The sequence below is a fragment of the Inhella crocodyli genome, assembly GCF_004004565.1.
In the GTDB taxonomy this organism is placed as follows: Bacteria; Pseudomonadota; Gammaproteobacteria; order Burkholderiales; family Burkholderiaceae_C; genus Inhella; species Inhella crocodyli.
Genome location: NZ_SACM01000002.1, coordinates 1 through 24,890, shown reverse-complemented (window position 1 = coordinate 24,890; position 24,890 = coordinate 1). Strand labels below are relative to the sequence as shown.

Genomic DNA, 24,890 nt, shown 5'->3' with positions numbered 1-24,890 from the left:
CATCCCTCGCCCACATACCCCCCCATGCGCGCCATCGTCTGCACCCAATGGGGTCCGCCCGAGGACCTCGCCGTTCAAACCCTGCCCAGCCCCGCGCTAGGCCCCGGCCAAGTGCGCGTGAAGGTGCAAGCCGCGGGCGTGAACTTCCCCGACCTGCTCATCGTCCAGAAGAAATACCAGCTGCAGCCGCCGCTGCCCTTCACGCCAGGCGCCGAGTTGGCGGGCGTGGTGGAGGCCGTGGGCGAAGGCGTGACGCACCTGCAAGTCGGCCAAGCGGTGGTCGGCTTCAGCGGCCTGGGCGCCTTTGCCGAAGAGGCCCTGGTGCCCGCCAACCAGCTCATGCCGCTGCCGCCCGGGCTGGACCCGGCGCTGGCCGCCAGCTTCACCCTGGCCTACGGCACCAGCTGGCACGCCTTGCGCGACCGCGGCGCGCTGCAACCCGGCGAGACCCTGCTGGTGCTGGGCGCCGCGGGTGGCGTGGGCCTGGCGGCGGTGGAAATCGCCAAGGCCATTGGCGCCAAGGTCATCGCCGCCGCCAGCAGCGACGAGAAGCTCGCCGTGTGCACGGCGCACGGCGCCGATGCCGTGATCAACACCAGCACTGAAAACCTGCGCGATCGCCTCAAGGTCCTGACCGAGGGCCGCGGCGTCGACGTGGTTTACGACGCCGTGGGCGGCGCGCTGGCCGAACCCGCGCTGCGCGGCATGGCCTGGCGCGGCCGCTATCTCGTGGTGGGCTTTGCCAGCGGCGAGATCCCGGCCCTGCCTTTCAACCTGCTGCTGCTCAAGGGCACCAGCCTGGTGGGCGTGTTTTGGGGCGAGTGGTTGAAGCGCGAGCCACAGGCTTGGGGCGCGGGCCTGAAGGAGCTGATGGGCTGGCTGCGCGGCGGGCAGTTGCGCCCCTTGGTGAGCCGGCGCTACGCACTGGCCGAGACCCCGCAAGCCCTGCGCGACCTGGCCGAACGCCGCGTGGTGGGCAAGGTCGTGATCGAGCCCCAGCGCTGAGCCTGGCCGGCCAGAATGCTGGCCATGCCCTCCCTCCCTTTGGCTCCTTCCCCCTTCGTGCGCGAGGCCGGCTACGACGGCACGCCCGTCGTGCTGCTGCACTCCAGCGCCAGCTCGTCCAGCCAATGGCGGGCGCTGATGGAATCGCTCAGCGCCCAGCACCGCGTGCTGGCGCCCGACCTGCAAGGCTGCGGCAAGTCCGCGCCCTGGCACTTCCAACGCCCCCTGCGCTTGGACGACGAGGTCGACGCGCTGGCCGCGATGTTCGAGCGCGCCGGCCCGCGCTTCCACCTGGTGGGCCATTCCTTCGGCGGCGCCGTGGCGCTGCGCGCAGCGCTGCGTCACGCCGACCGCCTGGCCTCGCTGACCCTCTTCGAGCCCGTGCTGTTCAGCCTGCTGATGGCCGCCGCGCCCGACAGCGAGGGGGCCCGCGAGATCGACGCCATCAGCCGCCACACCACGCAACTGCTGGACGCCGGCCAACTCGAGGCCGCCACCGAGGCCTTCGTCGACTACTGGATGGGCGCGGGTCGCTACGCCAGCACCCCCGAGGCCAAGCGCCCCAACCTGCAAGCCGGTCTGCCCGCGGTCAAAGGCCATTGGCAAGCCTTGTTCGGCGAGCCCACGCCGCTGAGGGCCTGGGCGAGCCTGCCCTGCCCCTGCCTGCTGATGACGGGCGAACGCTCCCGCGCCTCGGCCCTGGGGGTCGCCGCGCAACTGCGCCAAGTCCTCCCGTCGCTGAGCACGGTCGACATCCCCGGTGCGGGCCACATGGCACCCGTCACGCACCCCGAGCCCGTGAACGCGGCCATCGCGGCCTTCATCGCCGAGCACGACCCAAACTGACCGGGAAAAGCATACAGCCCCGCCACTTGCGTGACGGGGCTGTTCTTAATCTGGTGGCCTGGGGCGGAATCGAACCACCGACACGCGGATTTTCAATCCGCTGCTCTACCAACTGAGCTACCAGGCCGAGGAAGCCCGCGACTATAGCACAGGGTTTTCGCGGTCAGCCGTTGCGCTTGGCGCGCCCGATGTCGACGCCGAGTTGCTTGAGCTTGCGGTACAGGTGCGTGCGCTCCAGGCCCGTCTTCTCGGCCACGCGCGTCATGGAGCCGCTTTCCTTGGCCAGGTGGAACTCGAAGTAGCTGCGCTCGAAGGCGTCGCGGGCCTCGCGCAGGGGGCGGTCGAGGTTGAACACTTGGTCGGCCGACGGGCCGGTGGGGGTCTGCAACGCCGCGTGGTTGATGACCGAGCCCATGGGGGCGTAAGGCGCCGGCTCCAAGTCGGGCCGCGACCAGCCGCTGACCACCGGGGCGGCCGGCGCCGGCCGCGGGGCGTTGCGCTGCAAGGCCAACTCCACCGAGCGCAGCAGCTTTTGCAGGGTGATGGGCTTTTCGAGGAAGGCCATGGCCCCGTGCTTGGTGGCCTCCACGGCGGTGTCGATCGTGCCGTGGCCGCTCATCATGATGACGGGCATGGTCAGCAGGCCGGCCCCGCTCCACTCTTTGAGCAAGGTGATGCCGTCGACGTCGGGCATCCAGATGTCGAGCAGCACGAGGTCGGGGGCCTTGCGCTCGCGGGCCGCCCGGGCCTGCGCCGCGTTTTCGGCCAGCTCCACCGTGTGGCCTTCGTCGCCCAAGATGTCGGACAGCAGGCCGCGAATGCCGAGTTCGTCGTCAACTACAAGGATGGTTGCCATGCGCGCAATGACTAGGCGGCGCCTTGGGGCGCCAACTGGGAAAAGGTGAGTGAGACGCGGGCGCCGCCCGTGGGCGCGTCGCTCGCAGTGGGCTCTTGGGCCGGTGGCAAATTGCTCAAACGGATGGAAGCGGCGTGCTCGTCGGCGATCTTCTTGACCACCGCCAAGCCCAGGCCCGTGCCTTTGGATTTGGTGGTGACGTAAGGCTCGAAGGCCCGGCTCAACACCTGTTCGGCAAACCCCGGACCGTTGTCCGTCAGGGTCAACCGCACGGCGCGAACCGAGCCATCGTCGTGGCGCGATTGTTTCGTATCTACAACAACCCGGCCATCAGGGCGATCACTCACCGCGTCCAGGCCGTTCTGCACCAGGTTGTGGATGACCTGGCGCAGCTGGCTGGCATCGCCCTGGATCCAAGGCAGGCCGGGTTCGAGCTGCGGCAGCAAGCGCCCTTGTTCGATGGCGTCGGGGTACAGGGTCATGACCTCCTGCACCAGGGCGTTGAGGTCCAGCGGCGCCAGGCGGGCGGCGGGCAGGCGGGCGTAGTCGCGGAACTCGTTGACCAGCTGCTTCATGGCCTGCACCTGGTTGACGATGGTGCCGACGCAGCGGGTGAGCATGGCGCGGTCGCCCTCTTCGGCCAACTTGGCGGCCAACCGGTGCTCCAGCCGCTCGGCCGAGAGCTGGATGGGCGTGAGCGGGTTCTTGATTTCGTGCGCCAGGCGGCGTGCAACCTCGCCCCAGGCTTCGGTGCGCTGGGCCGACACCAGCTCGCTGATGTCGTCGAACACCAGCAACCACTGGCCGTCGGGCAACTGCGCCCCGCGCAGCAGCAGGGTCAGGGGGGCGGGGTGGTTGGGCAGGGGCAGGTCCTGGGCCAGCTGCCAGTGCTCGAGGCCGGGGCCGGCCCCGTCCGTCAGGGTGGCGAAGCGCGGCCACACCAGGGCGTGCAGCGGCGCCAGCGCTGGCAGCTGGTCCAGGGGCGCGCCGACCAAGCCGGCCAAGGGCTGGCGCAGGATGCGCGTGGCGCTGGCGTTGACGCTGGCGATGCGCTGCTCGCGGTCGAACACGATGACACCGGCGGTCAAGTTGTCGAGCAGGGTCTGCAAGCGCGCGCGCGCCTGCTCCAGGGCCGCCATGGACTGCTGGGCCTGCTCGCGGGCCTGGCCGAGCTGGTCGGTCATGTCGGCAAAGGCCCGCGTCAGGCCGCCGAGCTCGTCGCGCGAGCTCATGACGGGCTTGCGCGTCAGGTCGCCGCCGGCCACCTGCCGCATGCCGTCGGCCAGCAGCACCAGGGGCTTGGCCAGGGCGTTGCCCAGCTGGATGGCCAGCAGCAGGGCCACGAACACCGCCAGGATCAGCACCAAAGTGAGCGTGCCGAGGTACATGCGGCGCAGGCCGTCGCGCTCGTAGACGCGGCGCTGGTACTCCTGGCTGGCCGTCTGCACCGCCAGGGCGTTGGTCGTCAGCGACACCGGCAGCGGCTGCAGCACCATCAGGTAGCGCTGGTCGCCGGTGAGCTTGATGCCCGTGTTCGGCAGCGCCGCCACGACCAGGATGCGGGCGTGGCGCCCGCCGTGGCCGTCGTCCTCCAAGCCCTCGACACGGCCGGTGCTGCCGTCGCGGGCCGCCCGTCGCAAGAGCGCAGGGTCCACGCGTTCGGCCGGCTGCAAGCCGGGGCTCACGGTGGCGTCGCGCAGGTCGCTGACCTCGGCCAGCACCTGGCCGTTGGGGCCGAGCAGGGCGACCCGCTCGGCCAGCCACTGCTCGCGCAGGCGCTCCAAGGTCAAGGCCGGGCTGGCCCCGCCCTCGTCGGCCACGCGCTGCGCACCCACGCGCGCCTGCGCCCCCAGGTCTTGCACCTTGCTGTCCAAGGTGGCGCGGCCCAGGTTCAGGCCCGCCTCCAGCGCGCTGGCCAGGCGCTCGTCGAACCAGCTCTCGATGGATCGGTTCACGAAGGCGTAGGACACGCCATAAATCAGCAGGCCCGGCAACAACGACACGGCGGCCAGCACCAAGGCCAAGCGCCCCAACAACTGGGCGCCGAAGCGACCGCGCCGCACGCGCACCATGAGGCGCACCGCCGCCACCAGCACCACCAGGCCGAGCAGCACGCCCACGCCCAGGTTGACCCAGTACAGCCACGCCTGGTGGCGCTCGAAAAAGCCCTGCGGCGTGGTGGCGCCGATGGACAGCAGGAAGGCCAAGGCGCCGCTGGCCGTGGCCACGGCCAAGAGCGACACCATCCAGGCCCAACGCCCGGCGGTGCTGCGCCGCTCCACCGGCGCTGGAGCCGGGGGGCCGCTCAACTGGCCAACCCCAGTTCCATGGGGTGCAGGCGGCGCGTTTGCGTCGCCTCCAAGGCCGCGCGGGTGCCCAGGCCGATCTGCACGGGACCGGGCAATTGCGACACGTCCAAGCGCAGGCTGAAGTCCAGCTCGTACTGGGCGTCCAGGCTGGGGTCGTCGCGCAAGTCCAATGGCCAGCGGCCTGCGCGCCGCACCACGGCCAGCGCGTCTTCCAGGGTGTCAAAGGACTGGCTCAGGCCCCTACTGACGGCCACCCGGTATTGCCGCGTCAGCGGCTGGTAGCTCAGGCGCCAGACGCGCTGCCCCTCGGCCACCACGGCGTCGCGCCAGTACCAGCGCACCCGCCGCACGCGGGCCTCGACCACGAAGTGCAAGGGCACGCCGCGCTGCAGCGCATCGGCCAAGGTCCGGGGCAGCTCCAGCTTCAGGTTGTAGGCCAGCTCCAGGGTCCGGTCGTCGCGCTGCACCTGCACCGGGGCGTCCAGCACGGCCTGCGCCCAAGCCGCCCCCAACCAGGGGCTGCACAACAGGGCAGCGGCGAACGAGCGGCGACGCAACAAGGGGTTCAGGCGTTGGGGGCGGAAGGACGCTGCAGCAGCGTGTAGAAAAAGCCGTCGCCCGGCGGCAGGCCCGGCGAACCGGGCGCATTGTCTGGCAGCCCCAAGAGGTGCCCGTGCTCGCCCGGGGTCAGCAGCACCTGGGCGTTGGGCTGGCGTTGCAAAAACGCGGCAATGGCCTCACGGCCCTCCGACGCGAACAGGCTGCAGGTGGCGTACAGCAAGCGACCGCCCGGCGCCAGCAGCGGCCACAGCGCGTCCAAGAGCCCGGCTTGCACGCGCGCCAGTTCGGCCAGGTCGGCCTCCCGACGCAGCCAGCGCACGTCGGGGTGGCGGCGGTTGATGCCGCTGGCGCTGCACGGGGCGTCGAGCAAGATGGCGTCGAACGGCTGGCCGTCCCACCAGGCGCTCACGTCGCGGCCGTCGGCCGCTTGCGTGCGGGCCTGCAACTGAAGGCGGGCCAGGGTCTCGTTCACCTTGGGCAGGCGCTGGGCGTCGGCGTCCAGTGCGAGCAGGTCGAAGTCGCCCAACTCCAACAGGTGGGCGGTTTTGCCCCCCGGCGCGGCGCAGGCGTCGAGCACGCGGGCGCCCGGTCGCAGTGGTGGGAGGCGGCCCTCTCCGTCGACAAGCAGCGGGGCGGCGCGCTGCGCCGAGGCGTCTTGCACCGACACCCAGCCTTCGGCGAACCCGGGCAGGCGGTGCACCGGGCACGGCGGGTCCACCCACAGGCCGTCGGGCCAAGCCGGCCCCAGGGCCTGCCCGTGGAGGCCGGCCTCGGCCAGGGCCTGCAAGTAAGCCGAGACAGTGCTTCGGCGGCGGTTCACCCGCAAGGTGAACGGGGGCGACTGCTGCGCCTGGGCCAGCAGCGCGTCGGCCTGCGCGGGCCAATCGCGGCGCAGGCGCTGCACCCACCACGCGGGGTGCTCGTGCACGGCGTCGTCGCCCCGCAGACCGGCCTCCAAGGCCTCCCGCTCCCGCAAGAAGCGGCGCAACACGGCGTTGACCAGGCCCGCCTGCGGCCCCGCCAAGGCCCGCGCCGCTTGAACGGCCTGGCTGACCAGCGTGTGTTCGGCGTGCTGGCCGCCGCCCCGCAACTGCGCCAGGGCCACCAGCAGCAAGCCTTCCACCGGCGGCGCCGGCCGCTTGGGCACCAAGGCCTTGATGAGCGCCAGGCCGCTGCCCTGACGTCGCACGGCGGCGTAGGCCAGGGCCTGCGCGCCGCCCCGCAGGGCGGCGGGGACCGCCTCCAGCGCCGCGTCGAGGTTGCGGCCCTGGCGCAGGGCGGCCACGGCGCGCGCGGCCTCGCGCAGCAGGGTGTGGAGGGGCGGACTGGGGTTTTGGGCAGACATCGCGGGCAGTTTAGGCAGCCGGCCTCCACAATCGGCGCATGAGCGACCTCACCACCCCCCCGGGCGACGACGCGCCGGTGTCGGAGCGCATCCGCTACCGACTCGTCAGCGCCGGCTGCCGCCACCACGCCAACGACAACATCGCCGACTTCATCGAAGACGGCGAACTCGATGCCCTGCAGGCCGAGGTGCAGCAGCAACTGCAAGGCGTGCTGCGGGCCCTGGTGATCGACACGGACAGCGACCACAACACGAACGAAACGGCCAAACGCGTGGCCAAGATGTTCGTGCGCGAGGTCTTCGCCGGCCGCTACAAGCCCGCGCCCAGCGTCACCGAGTTCCCCAACGTGACGCGACTCAACGAGCTGATGATCGTGGGCCCCATCACCGTGCGCAGCGCCTGCTCGCACCACCTGTGCCCCATCATGGGCAAGGTCTGGATCGGCCTGCTGCCCAACGAGCACAGCAACCTGATCGGCCTGTCGAAGTACGTGCGCCTGGCCGACTGGATCATGAGCCGTCCGCAGATCCAGGAAGAGGCCGTGACCATGCTGGCCAACGAACTGCAAGAGCGCGTGCAGCCCGATGGCCTGGCCATCGTGATGGAGGCCGACCACTTCTGCATGGCCTGGCGCGGCGTCAAGGACACCGAATCGAAGATGACCAATTCCGTGATGCGCGGGGCCTTCTTGAAGGACGCCAACCTGCGCCGCGAGTTCCTCTCCCTGCTGTCGAAGAAAGACTGACCATGCTCGTTCGCTTGATTTACGCCAGCCGCGTGGGCGCTCAGTTCGGCGAGGGCGACCTGGCCACGGTGCTGCGCCAGTCGCGCCAGCACAACCCGGCCAACGGCATCACTGGCCTGCTGTGCCATGCCGATGGCGTGTTCATCCAGGTGCTCGAAGGCGGGCGTGACGCGGTCAATGCGCTCTACAACCGCGTGGTGAGCGACCCCCGCCACCGCGACGTGACCCTTTTGGCCTACGAAGAAGTGGCAGAACGGCGCTTTGCGGGCTGGACCATGGGCCAGGTGAACCTGCAGCGCCTGAACCCCGGCCTGGTGCTGAAGTACGGGGCCAGTGCCAAGCTCGATCCCTACGCGATGAGTGGTGCCGCCATCGCCAGCCTGTTCGACGAACTCATCGCCTCGGGCGCCATCGTCTGCAGTTGAGGCGCCCAGCGCGGCCGGCTCAGAACGAGCCGGCGTCGTGGAAACCGAAGAGCCCTGCCAACAAGCGGGTGGGCAGCTCGTCCAAGGCCAGGTTGAAGGCCTGCACCCGCTGGTTGAACAGCTGACGGGCGAAGTCCCGCGGCGGCTCCGCCTGCTTCAAACGCGCCAGCAAGGCCTGCCGATCGGCATCGTGCTCATCGCCGACACCCAAGGCCAAGAGGCCGCGCACGCGCTGCAGGGCGGCCGCATGCAACGCATGAGCCACCGCCAGCCGCGCAGCGGCATCGGCGCTGTGCGGCCGCGCCGCCACGGCCTGAACGGCGGCCGCCAGCTCCTCCCCGGCCTGACGAAGGTTGTCGAAGGCCGGTCCTTCGCTGGGCAACCAGGCCGGCCCCCGCTCGGCCAATTGCGCGCCCACCGCGCGCAACTCCGTCAAGGCCGGCTCCAGTTGCTGCCAGGCCAAGGCGATGCCGTTGCGCAGCCGCATGAGGCGGTTGTAGGCCCCCAGGCCCCACAAGAGCAGGACCGCCAGCAGCACCCAGGCGGCGATCAGCACCCCGCGCGCTCCTGCAGGTATTGCGCGTGGCCACTGGCCCGCAGCTCGCACGCCGGGCAGTGGCCGCAGCCATGGCCCCAGGCGTGGCGCGCGCCGCGCTCGCCCAAGTAGCAGGTGTGGGTGTGCTCGCGCGTGAGCTCGACCAGGGCCTCGCCCCCCAGTTGCTCGGCCAAGTGCCAAGTGGCGGCCTTGGTCAGGAACATCAGCGGCGTCTCGACCGTCATGGGCGTGTCCAGGCCCAGGCTCAGCGCGAGCTGCTGGGCCTTGATGGTGTTGTCCCGGCAGTCGGGGTAGCCGGAGTAATCGGTCTCGCACATGCCGCCCACCAACACGCTGGCCCCGCGCCGGTAGGCGACGGTGGCCGCGAGCGTCAAGAACAGCAGGTTGCGGCCGGGCACGAAGGTGTTGGGCAGGCCGTTGGCCTGCATCTCGATGGCCCGCTCGCTGGTCAGCGCCGTGTCGCTCAGTTGCGAAAGCAGGGCCAGGTCCAGCAGGTGGTCGGGGCCCAGGCGCGCGCGCCAGGCCGGGAACTGCGCGGCGATCTGGTCGCGGACCACAAGCCGGCAATCCAGTTCGATGCGATGGCGTTGTCGGTAGTCGAAACCCAGGGTCTCGACGTTGGTGTACCGGTCCAGCGCCCAAGCCAGGCAGGCGGTGGAGTCTTGCCCGCCCGAGAACAGGACGAGGGCGGTGCGGGGGTCGGGGTTTCGCTTGCTCACAGTGCGTCGAAGTGTGCCAGCGCGGCCCCGTGCCAACATGCCAGCGGCGTCTCCACCCCGAGGTTTCTTCATGCGTTTGAACCGTTGCACTCCCCTCGTCTTGGCCCTGGCCAGCGGCGGTCTTTGGGCGCAGGCCCGCATCACCCAGGCCTTGGTGTTCCCCGGCGGGGCCGAGGTGCAGCGCGCCACGGCCGTCGCCGCTGGGGCGCAAGAGGCGGTGTTCGCCTGCATCCCAAACCGCTACGACCAGGGCGGGTTCCGCGCCCAGGGCGTTGGCGAGGTTCGCGTGGGCGAATTGCGCGTCGAATCGTTCGACAAGGACGCGGCCCCCGAGTGCAGCAGCACCGCGGCGCTCGACGCCCGCATCCGTGCTTTGGAAGACCAGCAGGCCGCCGTGACGGCCGACCGCCAGGCCTTGGACCTGTTGCTGGGCTACCTCAAAGGCGCGGGCCAAGGGGAGGTCAAGGGCGGCGTGCAGGCCGCCACCGGCGAGTCCATCCGCCGGCAAGGCGCCGAGGCCTTGAAGCAGCAGCACCTGCTGCAGCGGCGCGTCGAAGACCTGGAGCGGCAGCTCCAGCCCCTGCGCTTGCAGCGCGAGGCCGAGGCCGGCGGCGTGGACGGTTGGTTGCGCGTCAGCGTGCGCGTGCAAGCCCCCCAGGGCGGAACGGTGCAACTCACCGGCCGCACGGCCCACGCCGGCTGGGAACCGAGCTACCGCGCGGACCTCGACAGCGCCAAAGGCAGCGTGCAGTTGGAGCGCCGCGCCGAGGTGGCGCAAAGCACGGGAGAGCCTTGGCGCGACGTGAAGCTGGTGCTCAGCACCCGCCAGCCGAACCGCGCGATGGCCCTGGCTGACCCACGGCCTTGGGTGTTGGAGCCGCTGGCGCCACGCCCCCCGGTGCGCACCATGGCCGCGGCTGCGCCCGCGGCGCCGATGTTGGAGAAGGTCATGGTCACGGGGTCGCGCCTGGCCGCCGATGTCGACGCGAACCTGCCGTCCTTCCAGTCCGACTTCGACCTGCAGTTCAGCGTGCCCAACCCGGTCACGGTGGCCAGCGGCGGCGAGCGACGCAGCCTGGGCCTGGAGCGCCTGAACTGGCCGGTGCAGGTCTTCACCCAGGTGCAGCCGGCGGCCCAAGCGCAGGGCTACCTGGTGGCCCGCTTTGCGCGGCCGGAGGGCTTCTTCCCGAGCGGGGTGGTGCAACTCATGCGGGACGGCGAGTTCGTGGGCCGCACCTCCTTCGGGCTGGGCCATGAGGCGGAGCAGGCCCTGTTCTTCGGCCCCGACGACCGCGTGCGCGTGCGCGTCGAGCCGGCCCAGCGGGACGGCGGCAACGCCGGCTTCATCGGCAGCCGCCGCGTGCTGTCGGTCAAACGCGCCTACGTGCTCGAGAACACCAGCGGCAAGCCGCTGGCCGTTCAGGTGGTGGAGGCTGGACCACACCCGCAGCACGAGGACATCCAGGTGCAGGCCCAGTTCAACCCCGCACCGGCCCTGAACGCTTGGCGCGACTTGCCCGGCGTGCGCCTGTGGACCTTGACCCTAGCGCCCAAGCAAAGCCAGCGCCTGACGGCCGAGTACCAGCTCAGCGCGCCGAAGGACATGGCCGTGGCCGGCTGGCCGTGATTCAGGCGTAGCGCCAGGCCAGGGCAGCGAGGGCCACGCCGCCCAGCACCGCAGCGAGGCCGATCCAGCCCAGGTGCCCCAAGACCCGGGGCACCGAGCGCGCAGCCATGGTCCGATGCCAGCGCCAAGGCATCAAGACCAATCCCAAGGTGGTAAGCACCAACACCAAGCCCAAGACCATGGCCGCCCCAGGCAGGGCGGTGTGGGGTGCATGCCCGAGCCACGCCAGCCCAACAACGAAGCGAAGGCCCAACTCCAGCGCGTGCCGGCCGGGCGTGCTGGCATGGGCCAGCAAAAAGCGGCGCGCCCAGGCCGGTTTGAACCAGCATGTGAAGCCAAGCGCCAGCAAATAGCCAGCCGATTGGAGCGCCACGCCGTTCGCCAACTGGGCCAGCCAAGGCGGCAATGGCATCCCTTCCAGCCAAGTAGACATCACTTTGCGACCCTGATTTCAGAGGACCCCAATGTAGTCATGGGCTTGGGCCCGCATCAGGCTGGCGTTAGTCCCAACTGGCCACAACGGTCCGCAGTCGCTATTATTCGAAACGTCGTTCCATTTTTTGAAGGCCGACGGTTCAAAATGAAAGAGACCTGGGTCGCCGCCTTCGGCGAGTGCATGCTGGAGCTGCAGGGCGAGGCCTTCGGCCCCCTGCGCCAGCATTACGGGGGCGACAGCTTCAACGCCGCCTGCTACCTGGCCCGCTGCAGCCGCGCGCGCGTCAGTTTCGCCAGCGCCTTGGGCGACGACTCGCTGAGCGAGGGCCTGTTGCAGCGCTGGGGCGCGGAGGGCCTGGACTTGAGCCTGACCCGCCGGCTGCCGGGCCGCCGGCCGGGCCTGTACCAGATCGAACTGGACGCCCACGGCGAGCGGCGCTTTCACTTCTGGCGCGGGCACAGCGCCGCCCGGTCGTACTTCGACGACCCGGCCCCCACCCCCTTGGAAGACGCGGCCGACCGCCTCGACGGCCTGCTGTTCAGCGGCATCGGCCTGGCCATCTTGCCCCCCGCGGGGCGCGAGCGCCTGCTGGCCCTGGCCGCGCGGCTGCGGGCGCGTGGCGCTTGGGTGGCCTTCGACAACAACTACCGCCCCATCCTGTGGGACGACGCCGCCACGGCGCGGCTCTGGTTCGAACGCGCACTGGCCGTGGCATCGCTCGCCCTGATCACCACCGACGACCACCAAGCGCTGTTCGCCTTGGCCGACGCCGAGGCCGCCACGGGCCACGCCCAAGGCCTGAACGTGCCCGAGCTCGCCCTCAAGCGTGGGGCTCGGCCCACGCTGGTGGGCCTGGGCGGCACCTGGCATGAGGTGGCCACCGAACCCGTGCCCCGCGTGGTGGACACCACGGCCGCGGGCGACTCTTTCGCTGGCGGCTACCTGGCGCGCCGCCTGCAAGGGCAATCGCCTGCCGAGGCCGCGGCCTTCGGCAACCGCCTCGCGGCGCGGGTGATCCAGCACCCCGGTGCGGTCATCCCGCGCACCGCCATGGAGGACCTGCTGTGAAAGCCTGCCTCGCGGCCCTGCTGCTCGGCGCGGGCCTCGCCCACGCCGCCCTGCCCGAAGCCCCCGCCCCGCTGCACGCCGCGACTTACACGCACCCCGGCTGGGCGCAGACGGAGGGCGGCTTCGGCGGGCGCATCGTGCGCGTCACCACCCTGGCCGCCAACGGCCCCGGCAGCCTGCAAGCGGCCTTGGACGAGAAAGGCAAGCGCACCATCGTGTTCGAGGTGGGGGGCGTCATCGACCTGGCCGGCGGCCAGCTGCGCATCCGCGAGCCCATGGTGAGCGTGGCCGGCCAGACCGCGCCCGACCCGGGCATCACCCTGGTGCGCGGCGAGCTGCTGGTGAGCACCCACGACGTGGTCCTGCAGCACCTCACCGTGCGCCCCGGTGAGTACGGCCGCGCCAAGCGCAGCGGCAACGACCACGATGGCCTGAGCACCGCCGACGGCGCGGCGCGCGTCGTCGTCGACCACTGCAGCTTCAGCTGGGCCACCGACGAGAACCTGTCGGTCGGCGGCTCGCGCTTCAAGGGCGACACGCCCGAGGCCTGGCGCCACGCCACCTCGCACGCCATCACCTACAGCCACAACCTGATCTACGAGGGGTTGGGGGACTCGGTGCACGAGAAGGGCGAGCACAGCAAAGGCACCCTGGTGCACGACAACGCCACGCAGATCCTGCTGCTGGGCAACCTCTACGCCAGCAACCGCGAGCGCAACGCGCTGTTCAAGGGCGGTGTGCAGGCCGCCATGGTCAACAACCTGATCGTCAACCCCGGCGCCCGGGCCGTGCACTACAACCTGGTGGCGCACGAATGGGGCGACCGCCCGCACCAGCTGGGCCGCCTCACCCTGGTGGGCAACGCCTACCGTGCTGGGCCCGACACCGTCCCGGGCTTGCCCTTCTTCAGCCTGGGTGGCGCGGGCGACGTGAGCCTGTACCTGGCCGACAACCTGGCCCAAGACCGCCAGGGCCAGCCCCTGCCCCACACCGGGCGCTACACCAGCAGCGCCGCGCAGATCGTGCCGGCCCGCGAGCCCGAGCTGCCCGCAGGCCTGCGCTGGCTGCCCGCGCAAGAGCTGGAGCGCGTGCTGCCGCGCGTGGTGGGCGCCCGCCCCTGGGCGCGCGACCCGCTGGACTTCAAGCTGCTGTCCGACGTGGCCGAGGACCGCGGCCGCCTGATCGACAACGAGTACGGCAACAACGCCGGCGGCCTCCCCAAGCGCCCAGCCACGCGTCGCGCTTTCGTGGAAGCCGACTGGGACCTGGCCACCATGGCCCCCAAGGCCGGCTGGGCCAGCCTGTTCACCCGCCAACCCTGAGACCGCCATGCGCGCTGCTTGCCTGCCCCTGATCCTGGCGCTGACCGCCGCCCTGTCGACGAGCCCCGGCGCCCGGGCGCTGGAGCTGAAGTCGGCCGACGTGCACAACAGCAACGACTACCCCACGGTGATCGCCGTTCGCCACTTGGGCGAGGTGCTGGCCAAAAGCAGCGGCGGCCAACTCACCGTGAAGGTCTTCAACAAGGGCGCCTTGGGCACCGAGAAGGAAACCCTGGACCAGGTGAAGCTGGGCGCCCTGGCCATGACCCGCGTGCACGGCGCCGCGCTGGCCGGCATGTGCCCCAAGCTGACGGTGGCCACGCTGCCCTTCGTGTTCCGCTCGGTGGCGCACCAACGCCGCGTGTTCGACGGGCCGGTGGGCGAGGAACTGCTACGGGCCTGCGAAGCCCAGGGCCTGGTGGGTCTGGCGCTGTACGACGCCGGCGCGCGCTCGCTGTACGCCAAGCGCCCCATCAAAACCGTGGCCGACGCCAAGGGCCTGAAGGTGCGCGTGCCGCAAACCGACGTGTGGATCGCCGCCATGGCCGCCATCGGCGCCAACGCCACGCCCATGCCCATCGGCGAGGTCTACACCGGCTTGAAAACCGGCCTGATCGACGCGGCCGAGAACAACCTGCCCTCGTTCGAAGGCTTCCGCCACATGGAGGCCGCGCCCTTCTACGCGCGCACCGAGCACGCCATGACGCCCGACGTCCTGTTCATCAGCCAGCGCGTGTGGGCCAAGCTCACGCCCGCGCAGCAGGGCCAGGTGCGCGCCGCCGCCAAAGCCTCGGTGGCGCTGCAGCGCCAGCGGTGGGACGCCCAAGAAGCCCAGAGCCTGGCCCGCGCCCAAGCGGCCGGCGCCAAGCTGGTGGACGTGGACCGCGCCGCCTTCCAAGCCGCCATGGCCCCCGTGGTGGCGCGCTTCGCCAACACGCCCGACCTGCAGCGCCTGGTCCAGCAAATCCAAGGCACGCCATGAGCGCGATGACCCGGGTCTGCCGCTTGCTCTCGCGCTGGGCCTTGCGCGGCGCCGCCCTGGGCCTGGTGGCCTTGGTGGTGTGCGTGCAATGGCAGGTGCTGGGCCGCTACCTGCTCAACGACACCCCGACCTGGACGGAGCCCGTGGCCCTGCTGATCGTGCTCTACATCACCGCCCTGGCCGTGGCCGTGGGCGTGCGCGACGCCGGGCACCTGGGGCTGGAGTCCTTGATCGGCCTGCTGCCGGCGCGCCTGCAACGCGGCTTCGAGGCCTTGATCCACGCGCTGGTGGCGCTGTTCGGCGGCCTCATGGCCGCCGGCGGCTGGGAGTGGATGGTGCTGAAGTGGAACGAGCCCAAGCCCATGCTGGGCGTGCCCGACGGGCTGGACTACCTGCCCTTGGTGCTGGGCGGGGGGCTGATCGTGCTGTTCTGCATCGAGCACCTGATCGCGCTGTGGCGCGGGCAAACCATCGAGCCGGCAGGGGTCTGAGATGGAACTTTGGATTCTGGGCGGCAGCTTCCTGCTGCTCCTGCTGCTCGGCGTGCCCGTGGCCTTCGCCATCGGGTTGTCGTCCATCGCCACCTTGTTGGCGGCCGACTTGCCCCTCGCGCTGGTGTTCCAGAAGATGGTGGGCGGCATGCAGGTGTTCTCCTTCCTGGCCATCCCCTTCTTCATCTTCGCGGGCGAGCTGATGCTGCACGGCGGCATCGCCGAGCGCATCGTGAACCTGGCCAACCGCCTGGTGGGCCACGTGCGCGGCGGCCTGGGCATGAGCAACGTGGTCGGCTGCACGCTGTTCGGCGGCGTGGCCGGCTCGCCGCTGGCCGACGTCTCGGCGATGGGCAGCGTGATGATCCCGCTGATGAAACGCGAGGGCTACCACGCCGACTACGCGGTCAACGTCACCACGCACGCCTCGCTGGTGGGCGCGCTGATGCCCACCTCGCACAACCTCATCATCTACGTGCTGGCGGCCTCGGGCATCGCGGCGGTCAGCGTGTTCAACCTGATCTTGGCCGCGCTGCTGCCGGCCCTGTTGCTCACCGTGGCCAACCTGGTGGCCGCGTACGGCGTGGCGGTGAAGCGCGGCTACCCCACGCACGGCGCCTTCCCCGGCTGGCGCGCGGTGGGCGTGGCCTTCGTGGCCGCACTGCCGGGCCTCCTGGTGGTGGGCATCATCCTGGGCGGCATCTTGAGCGGCGTGTTCACGGCCACCGAGTCGGCGGCCACTGCGGTGTGCTGGGCGCTCTTGGTCACCGGGCTGGTGTACCGCTCGCTGAGCTGGCGCGGCTTCGTCGAGGCTTGCGCCAAGGCCTGCAAAACCACGGGCGTGGTGCTGCTGCTCATCGGCATTTCCAGCGCCTTCGGCTACCTGCTGGCGCTGTACGAGGTGCCGCAGCTCACGGGCGAGCTGCTCACGCGCATCAGCGCCGAGCCCTGGGTCATCTTTCTGCTGGTCAACCTGCTGCTGTTCCTGCTCGGCACCTTCTTGGACATGGCGGCCACCATCCTGATCTGCACGCCGATCTTCTTGCCCGTCTGCCAGCAAGCCGGCATGGACCCGACGCAGTTCGGCATCGTCATGCTGCTGAACTGCGCGCTGGGGCTGAACACGCCGCCCGTGGGCAGCACGCAGTTCGTGGGTTGCGCCATCGGCGGGGTGTCGGTCGGGCAGGTGATGCGCAGCATCTGGCCGTTTTACGGGGCCCTGGTGGTCACCTTGATGCTGGTGACGTTCTGGCCGGCGTTGTCCTTGGCCTTGCCCCGGGCTTTCGGCGGGTGAGGCGCCCTTGTCGGCCGACGGCTCAAGCGCCGGGGTAACGCGCCAAGGCTTGGACCCAGGCAGGCGACCCTCGCACGCGCTGCAAGGCCTCGTTCAAGCGGCCCAGCAACCCGGGATGCCGGTTCAGCGCATGGCGCGACACCAGCACATGCACCGGCGCCGGCGGAAAGGCCAGGGCCACGCTCACGGGCTCGCCCGGCCCCTGGCTGGCCATGTGCCGGATGGACACGACGTCGCTCAGGATGTAGGTCAACTGCCCGGCCCGAAGCGCGGCCAAGGTCATGTCGTCGCCGCGCAGCGGCACCAATTGGCGCTGCAAGCCCGGACGCTCCAAGGTCTGCGCCAAGCCGGGCTGAAAGGCCATGCCGCGCATGATGCCGATCTTCACCGGTCGGCCCTCCAACTCGCGCAGGTCAGCGACCTCCAGGCCCTGCCCGGCCAGCGAGATCAGGCCCAGGTTCTCTTGGCGGTAGGCCGCGGTGAAGTCGGCAAAGCCGCGCCGCTCCTCCGAGGGCGTGGCCGACAGCATCAGGTCCAGCGTGCCGGCCTGCGCCTCCAACAGTTGCCTCGCCCAGGTGGCGCGCACCCACTGCAGCTTCACGCCGGCGGCGCGCGCCCACACCGTCAACAGTTCGATGTCCAGGCCCGCAGGCCCTTGGGGCGTTTCGAACTGGTAGGGCGGCGAATGGCCCCAGCCAACGCGCAGGGTCAGCGACTCCTCCTGCGCGCGCGCTGCCGCCCAGGCGCCGCCCAAGCCCACCGCCGCCCCTGCTTGCAGCGCCCCGCGCCGCGTCCAGCCGCCGCTCATTCGCCCACGCCCTTCTGGTCGATCGCCCGGGCCGACGGCCCAGCGCTCAAAGCGTCGTACCGTCGCACGTGCCGAACGGGTTTGCCATGCCGGATTCCCCGGAGGGTCTGTTGAATCCTGCCGTTTCTCGGCGCCTTTGGGCCGTCCTGGCCTTGGGCGCGGCCGCACCTTCCTGGGCCGGCTTGGACGACGAGGTGCGCGCCCAACAGGCTGCTTACCGCCCGCGCCTGGCGTGGCAGCCCACCCCGGGCTGGGCCGACGAGGCCCGGGCTGTGGCCCGCCGTCTGGTGCTGCAGCCGGGCGACGACGGCACCCCGTTCCATCCCGACACCTTGGCCACCGAAGACCGTGGCGACCACTGGGCCGAACGCCTGCAATTCACCGCCACCCTCGGCCAGCGGGTTGGGGCGCTACACCTGCGCCCCAAGGCCCCCGGGCCACACCCCGCCGTGCTGCTGCTGCACGACCACGGCGCCCGCTTCGACATCGGCAAGGAAAAGCTCATTCGGCCGATCGGCGATCCGGCGCGCGAAACCGCCGCGCGAGCCTGGGTCCAGCGCTACTTTGACGGCGTCTGGCTCGGCGAACGCCTGGTGCGCGCCGGCCACGCCGTTCTTGCCATCGACGCCTTGGGCTGGGGCGAGCGCGCGCGCCCCGACTTTGCCCGCGACGACCAGCAGGCCCTGGCCGCCCATTTGCAGCAGTTGGGCTTGAGCTGGGCCGGCCTCATCGCCAGCGACGATTTGCGAGCGCTGCGCTGCCTGCGCGCCCAAGCCCACGTGGATCCGCAGCGCGTGGCCACGATGGGCTTTTCGATGGGGGCCCTGCGCGCCTGGCAGTTGGCCGCTTTGGCCCCCGAGGAGGTGCAAGCCTGCGTGGCGGCCCATTGGATGTGCACCCGCGAAGGCCTGTTGCGGCCTGGGGGCCACACGCTGCAAGGTCAGTCGGCCTACGCCATGCTGCATCCGGGCCTGGCGGCCGAGCTCGACCACCCGGATGTTGCGGCCCTGATCGCGCCACGGCCGCTGCTGCTGTTCGCCTCGCCCACCGACCGCCTCTTCCCCTGGGACGCCGTGCAGGACGGCCTTCGCCAACTGTCCCGGGCCTGGTCGGGGCCCAAGGCCGCGAACCTGAGCGTTCGCATCACGCCCGATGGCCACCGCCTGGGCGAGGGGGCGCAGCGCCAAGCGTTGGCCTGGTTGGCCGCCTGTTTTCAAGCGCCGGCCTAACACCCGACCGAAAGCCTCCCTAAAATTGGGGAATGGTGCGCAGCATTTGGATGTGGCTGATCGGGCTCTTCCTGTCCCTGGCAATGGGGGCAAGCGCTGCCGCATGGCCCGTGTGCACGCCAGACGCCAACGCCATCCCCAGCCTGACGGCCGCCCCCGAGCCCGCGCCCAGCGTGCCGCTGCCGGAAGAGGCCGCTCCGCCCGCCTCGGCCGAAGGGGCCGTGCACGAAACCCTGGGCGTGCCTTCGGCCGAGCCCTCGGCGGCGCCCCTGGCCCCGCCCCAAGGCGCTTGGCGCCGCAGCGCGCACGCGCCCGCGCCGCGCGGCCCCGTGCTCGAGGGCCCGCTGCGCCCCCCCAGAGTCTGAGTCCGAGGCGGCCCCGGTCGCGTCGACCGGGGGCCACGGGCGCCCACGGGCGCCCCGCCTCGAAGACGCGCTTCCTCTGACTCTGTTGCGTCGCCCGGCCCGCCCCGGCTCCGACGCCCCTGCGCCATGACCTTGATCGATTGCCTCTGCACGGACTGCGTCCGTGCCGCCGCCCACGCTTGCCTGGGAGTGGCCCATGCCTAACCGCCAACTCGAAGTCGCCCTGCAAGCGCTCACGACCTTGTCCGAGATGCCCGCGGACGAATCGTTGCCCCTGTCGGTGCTGGCGCCGCAACTGGGCGTGTCCTTGTCGTACATGGAGGCCATGTTCATGGCCTTGCGACAGGCCCGCTTGGTGGAAAGCCAGCGCGGTCCGGGCGGGGGTTACCGCCTCGCCGTCGACCCGGAGACCTTGTCGGTGGCCACGGTGGCCCAGGCCCTGGGCCTGCACACCCTGACCGGCCAGCGCGAGCCGCGGGGCGAGCCGCCAGCCCCCACGATCGAGCACCAGGCCGTCGAACGCTTGTGGGACCGCTTGGAGCAGCACGCCCTGCGCGCGCTGGAGCCCACGCGCTTGGCCGACCTCAGCGAGCGCACGGAACCCGCCTGACGGGGCGGCTCAGCCCGCTTCGTCGGGATCGCGGAACTGCGCCGCGATTTCGGCGAAGCGAGGCGCCAAGGCCGTGAACGCGGCCACCACGTCGGGGTCGAAGTGCGTGCCGGACTCCTTCTGGATGTGCGCGACGGCGTCGGCGTGGGTCCAGGGCTTTTTGTAGGGCCGGCGCGAAATCAAGGCGTCGTAGACGTCGGCCACGGCCATCAAGCGCGCCGAAAGGGGGATGGCCTCCCCCGCCAAGCCTTGCGGGTAGCCGCTGCCATCCCACCACTCTTGGTGCGACAAGGCCACTTCCTTTGCGCACTCAAAAAACGCCAAACGGCGCCCCAGGTACTGCTCGGCGCGCACCAAGGCCGCGTGCCCCAGCACCGTGTGGTTCTTCATGAGCTCGAACTCTTCCGGGCTCAACCGGCCGGGCTTGAGCAAGATGGCGTCGGGAATGCCCACCTTGCCGATGTCGTGCAGCGGCGCCGACTTGAACAGCACCCGCCGCTGCTCGGGCGGCAAGGCACCCGCGAAGCGCGGATGGTCCGACAGGGCCTCGGCCAGTTCCAGCACGTAGTGTTGGGTGCGACGCAGGTGGTTGCCGGTTTCGTGGTCGCGGGCCTCGCCCAGCGAGACCAGGGCGATGACCACCGCGTCCTGCAAGGACTCGACCTCCTCGGTGCGGCGCTGCACCTCGGCGTCCAAAAGCGCGCTCTTGTCGCGAAAGAACTCGGCCACCGCGTGCAATTGCAGGTGCGTGCGCACGCGGGCATGCAAGATGGCCATGCTGACCGGCTTGCTCAGGTAGTCGACAGCGCCCAGGCTCAAGCCGAGCATTTCGTCTTGCTCCTCGTTCCGCGCGGTGAGGAAGATCACGGGGATGTGCTGGGTCAGCGGGTCGGCCTTCAGCCGTCGACAGGTTTCGTAGCCGTCGAGGCCGGGCATCATCACGTCGAGCAGGATCAACTGCGGCCGCGGCAATTGGCGCGCCAGCTCCAAGGCCCGCTCGCCACTGGGGGCCAAGCGCAGTTCGTAGTCGTCCTGGAGGAACTCCACCAGCACCGCCAGGTTGGCGGGCAGGTCGTCGACCAACAAAATCCGGGGGCGCTCGGACGGCGTGTGCGCTTCGCTCGCTGCATGCATGCTGGGGCCCTGCGGGTGGCGGTGGGTCAAGAGCCTAAACGATGGGCGCTGGCGCCGTCGAATTCAGGGGCCGCCCAAGCCACCACCGTCTACCCCTCCTGCGAACGCCATGGACGCCCAAGACCTGGAAAAGCTCGTGACCCAGCGCATGCCCTTCGGCAAGCACGAGGGCGTGCTGCTGGCCGACCTGCCCGGCAACTACCTGAACTGGTTCGCCCGCGAGGGCTTTCCCAGAGGCGAGATCGGGCGCCTGCTGGCCCTGATGCAAACCATCGACCACAACGGCCTGCGTGACTTGCTGCGCCCGCTTCGCCCCCAAGGCCGTGGGCCGCGATGATCCCGCCATGCTCCGCGCCCTCCAAGACCTGTTCGCCCCTCTGCTGAAGGCCACCGGCCAGCAGGACGCACCGCCCGACGACCACACCCTGCAACTGGCCACCGCCGTGCTGCTGGTGGAGGTGATGCGCGCCGACCGCCAGTTCCCCGCCGCCGAGCGGCAGCACGTGCTGGCCACCCTGGCGCGCCCGTTTCCCATGAACGAGGACGAGCGCGACACCCTGCTGGCGCACGCCGAAGGCGTCGCGAACGACGCCACCGACTTCCACCAGTTCACCAGCGCCATCAACGCACGCTGGGACGAAGCCGCCCGGCTTCGCATGGTCGAAGCGATGTGGTCCGTGGCCTTTGCCGACGGGCACTTGGACGCGCACGAACGCCACGTGATGTGGCGCTTGGCCGACTTGCTGCACGTGAAGCACCCGCAGTCGATGGCCGCCAAGTTGCGCGCGCAGGCGGCCGCGGGTGTGGGGGATGGCCATGCGCCTTGATGCGCAGGCCCCACCCTGGCCGTGCCGATGGCAAGGTCAGGGTGGGGCCGATCAGCCCCTTGGCGTCCACGCGCAGGGCGAGGGGGCTGACGCACTTCGGCGCGCCGGCGGCAGTGCGCGCCAGGCCTCAGCAGCTCAGCTTCGCCAAGCCCTTGCCCGCCCCGGCCACCGCCGGCAGCTTCGCCTTCACGCAGGCGGCGTCCTGCACCGTGTACGGGTAGGGAATGCCCAGTGGGAAGTTGGCCGTCGTTTTCCAGTCGGTGGCGTCGCGCATGGGCGAAGAATCGCTGGCCACCCAGGTGATGTTGAAGCGCGCGAAGTCCGCCTGGCTTTGGATGTTGTTGTTGCGCAGCTGCCAGTAGCCGATGGACGAGCTGTCGCGCGAAGTCACCGGGTTCTGCGCGTTCTCGAAGTAGTTGCCTTCGATCAGCGAGTAACCGCCCATGCGGATGTTGGCGCCCGAGGTCTTCACGCCGCTGTACAGGTTGTTGTACAGGTGCGTGTAGCCACCGCGTTGCAGCGGCAGGCGCGCGCTCACATCCTGGTAGTGGTTGTGGTGGAAGGTGATGAAGCGGTCGCTGGCGTCGCTGTCGCTCGAACCGATCAGCCCCACCTTCTGGTGGTTGTGGATGTGGTTGTACGAGTAGGTGATGTGGTGCGCGCCGGCCTTGCTGTCGATCAGGCCATCGAACTCCAGATCGCCCGCCCCCGCGCAGTCCTTGAGGCTGCTGAACAAGGTGTTGTGGTCGATCCAGATGTAGCCCGGGAACTTGCCGCTCAGGCCCTCGATGCCGATGGCGTCGATGGAGCCGGGCAGCAGGCCGATCGTCATGTTGCGGACGATGATGTTTTGCGAATCGGCCTTGATCGCGATGCCGAAGTTGGCGGCCGAGCCGTTCGCGCCTTCGATGGTGATGTTCTTCTTGTTCTTGATCTCGACGATGGCGCCCGCCGGCTGCTTCCACTGCGTGCAGCTGTCGGTGATGGCCGCGAAGTTGAAGGTGCCGGTGTAGCGCAGCACCAAGCCGCCCGTGCCGGTGTAGTTGTTGATGGCCGCTTGCATCTCGGCCGCATTCGTCACCGTGATGGGGGCGGCGCTGCCACCCCCCGTCACCGTGCCGGCGTAGCCCCCGCTGTGGCCGGCAGGGGCAGGGGCCGGCGCGGGGGCCGGTGCTGGCGCGGGTGCCGGGGCCGGCGCGGGTGCCGGGGCCGGCGAAGGTGCGGGAGCAGGGACTGGCGCTGCCGCCGGGCCCACCGCGCATTTCTTGGCGATGCCCGGGTTCGGGTCGCTGCCGAAGGTGGCCACGGTGCAGGCCTGGTCGCCCTGCAGGGTCTTGATCACCCAGCGGTCTTTGATGCCGAAAGACACCGAGCGCGGGGTCGTGCCAACGCGGCAGGTGCCGCCTTCGTCCGCGCACTTGGAGTAGCCCGAAGGCCAATCGACCGCGTGGGCGGCAGGCAGGGCGAACAGCAGCGCCAAAGCGCTGCCCACGGGCGTGAGCGATGCGAGTTTCATGGGGAGGTCTCCGAGGTCGTTGGGGTGCCTGGGCCGACGGACCGTCGGGCCCGGTCGATCTGCAGCGCAGCGACGTCAGGTCGGCGCCCCCAACAGGCAGCGCATCGAACCTCCATCATGAAACAGTGTTTTGTTTTATTGGATTCGTGGTTTCACGGATTTGGGTGAGCAGCGGTAACGCGGCGGTTGCAAGGTCATCGAAGACAGCTTGGCTGTTGCTTTGGTCAATGCGAGTGTTTCTCGGCTGCCCGTCTCTCGCCAAGTCAAACCCATGGAGGTCCAGCCGGTGACAAGGAGGCCCTCCATGGCGCCGGGCGGCACCGACACCCACTCTTGCTTCACGATCCACATGGCGCAATCCAAGGCCCCACGCACACACACTGGGCGCCCCAGCGCGCACCGCCGCATCGTCAACCTGATCACGGCGTGCGCGGCAGGATCGGTGATCCCTCCAGCTCGTAACCGACGTGAAAGTCCGGCTTGGGCGGAGCCGGATAGCGCCGCATCGATAGCTTGCTTTGCATGCAGCGGTCGAGGGCAGAGTCGCCACGAGCAACCGATTGCCGCACGGCTCCGGTGGTGTCCAGCACCAACACCTGCCCGATCGACGGCAAACCTTCGTTATTCAGCGGCAGGCATTCGGCGAACGCCTGGCGCCTGGCGCCCTTGAACGCGGGATACATCAGGCTCCAGTACCAGTCCTCGTACGCTGGATTCGAGGCGTCCGCCTTGCTTTGTGCAAGGGCCGTCGCGTAGTTCAACTCGGCCCCGCGCACGGGGAAAAGGCCCATGACAACGCTCAGGAGCAGGGCCAGCGGGTATCGAATGCGCATGAACTCTCCCCTCCATATCGCGCCTTGGGCGCTGTCACCGGCGGATTGGCGGCTCGGTCTGGGAGGCCATGATTCACCCCGGAGCCAACAAGCGCAAGCCCAGGCCCACGAACACCAGACCGGCGATGCGGTCCAGCCATTGGCCCAGCGCCGGGCGGCGCTGCAGGCGCTCGCCCACGCCGCCAGCAAACCACCCGATGGCGCCGAACACCAGCAGCGCCTGCAAGGTGAACACCAGCCCGAGCTGGGCGATTTGCCAGGCCGCGTGGCCGCGCGCGGGTTCGACGAACTGGGGCAAGAAGGCCAGGAAGAACAGCACCACCTTGGGGTTGATGGCGTTCACGGCCAGGCCCTTGAGGAAGAGCCGGCGCGGCGGGTCGGTCGGCACCGCGCCCACGGCGCCAGCGCCGGCCCCGGCTGGTCTCAGGCTGGCGCGCATTGCGCCGATGCCGATCCACACCAAGTACAGCCCCCCGGCCACGCGCAGCGCGGTGAAGGCCACGGGCGACGCAGCGATGAGCGCGCCCACGCCCAGCGCGGCCAGCACGGTGTGGTTCAGGCAGCCCAGCGCGCAGCCGCTGCCGAAGGCCATACCGGCCCGCCGGCCGCGCGCCAGGCCCAGGCTCAGCACCATCAGGTTGTCGGGCCCCGGTGCGGCGGTGACGAGCAGGGCAGCGCCTACGAAGGCGAGGAGTTGCGGCAGGCTGAGCAGGGCGTCCATGGCGGGGGCTGAGAACCAAGGTCGACCTCGCGGTCGGGGGCGTGATCATCCGGCTTGGCACGGCAGCCGCCGTGCGGACAAGGCTTGGGAGCTCATGGCCGCGGCACAGCGTGAGCCGCAAGTCCGCAGTCAGCCAGGAGCGGTCGCACGAGTCGCAAAGCCGTGCCCTCGGCCACTGGCGATTTCGGACATTCAGTCCCCCACTCATGGAGCAACACTGGACGCCATACCAGCCCAAGGAACTGAACTCGTCAAGTGA

Annotated in this window: 27 protein-coding genes and 1 tRNA gene; 15 read left to right on the top strand and 13 right to left on the bottom strand. The window is 70.3% G+C overall.

Translation table 11 applies throughout. The annotated features are described in order from the left end of the window. The first annotated feature begins 24 nt into the window (after positions 1-24). Positions 25-1,005, top strand: coding sequence for an NADPH:quinone oxidoreductase family protein (locus EOD73_RS08075; RefSeq protein ID WP_127682494.1), 981 nt, complete (start codon positions 25-27; stop codon positions 1,003-1,005). 24 nt (positions 1,006-1,029) lie between these two features. After that, positions 1,030-1,851: an alpha/beta fold hydrolase gene (locus EOD73_RS08070; RefSeq protein WP_164845992.1), complete on the top strand. Its 822-nt coding sequence runs from the start codon at positions 1,030-1,032 to the stop codon at positions 1,849-1,851. 51 nt (positions 1,852-1,902) lie between these two features. On the opposite strand, the gene EOD73_RS08065 is transcribed toward EOD73_RS08070, so the two are convergent. The 5 genes from EOD73_RS08065 to rsmB all read right to left on the bottom strand — a co-directional run bounded on the left by EOD73_RS08065 (position 1,903) and on the right by rsmB (position 6,931). Next, positions 1,903-1,978, bottom strand: a tRNA-Phe gene (locus EOD73_RS08065). 36 nt (positions 1,979-2,014) lie between these two features. Then, a complete protein-coding gene (locus EOD73_RS08060) occupies positions 2,015-2,707 on the bottom strand; it encodes a response regulator (RefSeq protein WP_127682492.1) in 693 nt (230 codons plus the stop codon). A gap of 11 nt (positions 2,708-2,718) precedes the next feature. Beyond that, positions 2,719-5,016 (bottom strand): sensor histidine kinase, encoded by a 2,298-nt coding sequence (locus tag EOD73_RS08055; protein ID WP_127682491.1) that lies wholly within the window; start codon positions 5,014-5,016, stop codon positions 2,719-2,721. Then, a complete protein-coding gene (locus EOD73_RS08050; RefSeq protein WP_240660646.1) occupies positions 5,013-5,576 on the bottom strand; it encodes a DUF4390 domain-containing protein in 564 nt (187 codons plus the stop codon). The genes EOD73_RS08055 and EOD73_RS08050 overlap by 4 nt, the downstream gene beginning before the upstream one ends. Positions 5,577-5,581: 5 nt before the next feature. Continuing rightward, complete coding sequence (gene rsmB / locus EOD73_RS08045; RefSeq protein ID WP_441316918.1) at positions 5,582-6,931, bottom strand: 16S rRNA (cytosine(967)-C(5))-methyltransferase RsmB; 1,350 nt, start codon at positions 6,929-6,931, stop codon at positions 5,582-5,584. 29 nt (positions 6,932-6,960) lie between these two features. Between rsmB and folE the strand changes: the two genes are divergently transcribed. Both folE and EOD73_RS08035 read left to right on the top strand, forming a co-directional pair. After that, positions 6,961-7,668, top strand: a complete 708-nt coding sequence (gene folE / locus EOD73_RS08040) for a GTP cyclohydrolase I (protein ID WP_127682488.1) — start codon at positions 6,961-6,963, stop codon at positions 7,666-7,668. A 2-nt stretch (positions 7,669-7,670) separates the two neighbouring features. After that, on the top strand, positions 7,671-8,093 hold the full coding sequence (locus tag EOD73_RS08035; RefSeq protein WP_127682487.1) for a BLUF domain-containing protein: 423 nt from the start codon (positions 7,671-7,673) through the stop codon (positions 8,091-8,093). A gap of 19 nt (positions 8,094-8,112) precedes the next feature. On the opposite strand, the gene EOD73_RS08030 is transcribed toward EOD73_RS08035, so the two are convergent. Both EOD73_RS08030 and queC read right to left on the bottom strand, forming a co-directional pair. Continuing rightward, positions 8,113-8,649, bottom strand: coding sequence for a LemA family protein (locus EOD73_RS08030; RefSeq protein ID WP_127682486.1), 537 nt, complete (start codon positions 8,647-8,649; stop codon positions 8,113-8,115). Next, positions 8,643-9,368, bottom strand: coding sequence for a 7-cyano-7-deazaguanine synthase QueC (gene queC, locus EOD73_RS08025; RefSeq protein ID WP_240660645.1), 726 nt, complete (start codon positions 9,366-9,368; stop codon positions 8,643-8,645). Before queC ends, EOD73_RS08030 begins: the two co-directional genes overlap by 7 nt. A 70-nt stretch (positions 9,369-9,438) precedes the next feature. Between queC and EOD73_RS08020 the strand changes: the two genes are divergently transcribed. Further along, positions 9,439-10,995 (top strand): DUF4139 domain-containing protein, encoded by a 1,557-nt coding sequence (locus EOD73_RS08020; protein ID WP_164845991.1) that lies wholly within the window; start codon positions 9,439-9,441, stop codon positions 10,993-10,995. 1 nt (position 10,996) lies between these two features. Here EOD73_RS08020 and EOD73_RS08015 read toward each other — a convergent pair whose 3' ends face one another. Beyond that, the gene (locus tag EOD73_RS08015; RefSeq protein WP_127682483.1) at positions 10,997-11,407 is read right to left on the bottom strand and encodes a hypothetical protein; all 411 of its coding nucleotides are present in this window, start codon (positions 11,405-11,407) and stop codon (positions 10,997-10,999) included. Between the two features lie 168 nt (positions 11,408-11,575). Here EOD73_RS08015 and EOD73_RS08010 point away from each other — a divergent pair, with 168 nt between their 5' ends. From EOD73_RS08010 to EOD73_RS07990, 5 genes are read left to right on the top strand one after another with little or no spacing between them, the layout of a single operon-like run. Next, complete coding sequence (locus tag EOD73_RS08010; RefSeq protein WP_127682482.1) at positions 11,576-12,499, top strand: sugar kinase; 924 nt, start codon at positions 11,576-11,578, stop codon at positions 12,497-12,499. Then, positions 12,496-13,821: a pectate lyase family protein gene (locus EOD73_RS08005; protein ID WP_127682481.1), complete on the top strand. Its 1,326-nt coding sequence runs from the start codon at positions 12,496-12,498 to the stop codon at positions 13,819-13,821. Before EOD73_RS08010 ends, EOD73_RS08005 begins: the two co-directional genes overlap by 4 nt. Positions 13,822-13,828: 7 nt before the next feature. After that, entirely contained in the window at positions 13,829-14,803 is a 975-nt protein-coding gene (locus tag EOD73_RS08000) for a TRAP transporter substrate-binding protein (RefSeq protein ID WP_127682480.1), read from the top strand. Then, positions 14,800-15,294 carry a TRAP transporter small permease gene (locus tag EOD73_RS07995; RefSeq protein WP_127682479.1) on the top strand — a complete coding sequence of 165 codons (495 nt, stop codon included), beginning with the start codon at positions 14,800-14,802 and terminating at the stop codon, positions 15,292-15,294. The genes EOD73_RS08000 and EOD73_RS07995 overlap by 4 nt, the downstream gene beginning before the upstream one ends. 1 nt (position 15,295) lies before the next feature. Beyond that, positions 15,296-16,588 carry a TRAP transporter large permease gene (locus tag EOD73_RS07990; protein ID WP_127682478.1) on the top strand — a complete coding sequence of 431 codons (1,293 nt, stop codon included), beginning with the start codon at positions 15,296-15,298 and terminating at the stop codon, positions 16,586-16,588. Positions 16,589-16,610: 22 nt separating this feature from the next. Here the strand turns inward: EOD73_RS07990 and EOD73_RS07985 are convergent, their stop codons facing one another. Beyond that, a complete protein-coding gene (locus tag EOD73_RS07985; RefSeq protein WP_127682477.1) occupies positions 16,611-17,396 on the bottom strand; it encodes a substrate-binding periplasmic protein in 786 nt (261 codons plus the stop codon). 110 nt (positions 17,397-17,506) lie between these two features. Between EOD73_RS07985 and EOD73_RS07980 the strand changes: the two genes are divergently transcribed. From EOD73_RS07980 to EOD73_RS07970, 3 genes are all read left to right on the top strand, one after another. Beyond that, positions 17,507-18,625: a dienelactone hydrolase family protein gene (locus EOD73_RS07980; RefSeq protein ID WP_164845990.1), complete on the top strand. Its 1,119-nt coding sequence runs from the start codon at positions 17,507-17,509 to the stop codon at positions 18,623-18,625. A gap of 32 nt (positions 18,626-18,657) precedes the next feature. Next, positions 18,658-18,990: a hypothetical protein gene (locus EOD73_RS07975; RefSeq protein ID WP_127682475.1), complete on the top strand. Its 333-nt coding sequence runs from the start codon at positions 18,658-18,660 to the stop codon at positions 18,988-18,990. A gap of 196 nt (positions 18,991-19,186) precedes the next feature. Next, complete coding sequence (locus EOD73_RS07970; RefSeq protein ID WP_127682474.1) at positions 19,187-19,600, top strand: RrF2 family transcriptional regulator; 414 nt, start codon at positions 19,187-19,189, stop codon at positions 19,598-19,600. A 9-nt stretch (positions 19,601-19,609) separates the two neighbouring features. Here EOD73_RS07970 and EOD73_RS07965 read toward each other — a convergent pair whose 3' ends face one another. Then, positions 19,610-20,734: an HD-GYP domain-containing protein gene (locus EOD73_RS07965; RefSeq protein ID WP_127682473.1), complete on the bottom strand. Its 1,125-nt coding sequence runs from the start codon at positions 20,732-20,734 to the stop codon at positions 19,610-19,612. 109 nt (positions 20,735-20,843) lie between these two features. On the opposite strand from EOD73_RS07965, the gene EOD73_RS07960 reads away from it, so the two are divergent. Beyond that, positions 20,844-21,071: a DUF3820 family protein gene (locus EOD73_RS07960; RefSeq protein WP_127682472.1), complete on the top strand. Its 228-nt coding sequence runs from the start codon at positions 20,844-20,846 to the stop codon at positions 21,069-21,071. Between the two features lie 7 nt (positions 21,072-21,078). Continuing rightward, a complete protein-coding gene (locus EOD73_RS07955; RefSeq protein ID WP_127682471.1) occupies positions 21,079-21,561 on the top strand; it encodes a tellurite resistance TerB family protein in 483 nt (160 codons plus the stop codon). Positions 21,562-21,688: 127 nt separating this feature from the next. Here the strand turns inward: EOD73_RS07955 and EOD73_RS07950 are convergent, their stop codons facing one another. From EOD73_RS07950 to EOD73_RS07940, 3 genes are all read right to left on the bottom strand, one after another. Beyond that, positions 21,689-23,077, bottom strand: a complete 1,389-nt coding sequence (locus EOD73_RS07950) for a pectate lyase family protein (protein ID WP_127682470.1) — start codon at positions 23,075-23,077, stop codon at positions 21,689-21,691. A gap of 419 nt (positions 23,078-23,496) precedes the next feature. Beyond that, positions 23,497-23,910: a hypothetical protein gene (locus EOD73_RS07945; protein ID WP_127682469.1), complete on the bottom strand. Its 414-nt coding sequence runs from the start codon at positions 23,908-23,910 to the stop codon at positions 23,497-23,499. A 73-nt stretch (positions 23,911-23,983) separates the two neighbouring features. Continuing rightward, on the bottom strand, positions 23,984-24,631 hold the full coding sequence (locus EOD73_RS07940) for a LysE family translocator (RefSeq protein WP_127682468.1): 648 nt from the start codon (positions 24,629-24,631) through the stop codon (positions 23,984-23,986). Between the last annotated feature and the right edge of the window lie 259 nt (positions 24,632-24,890).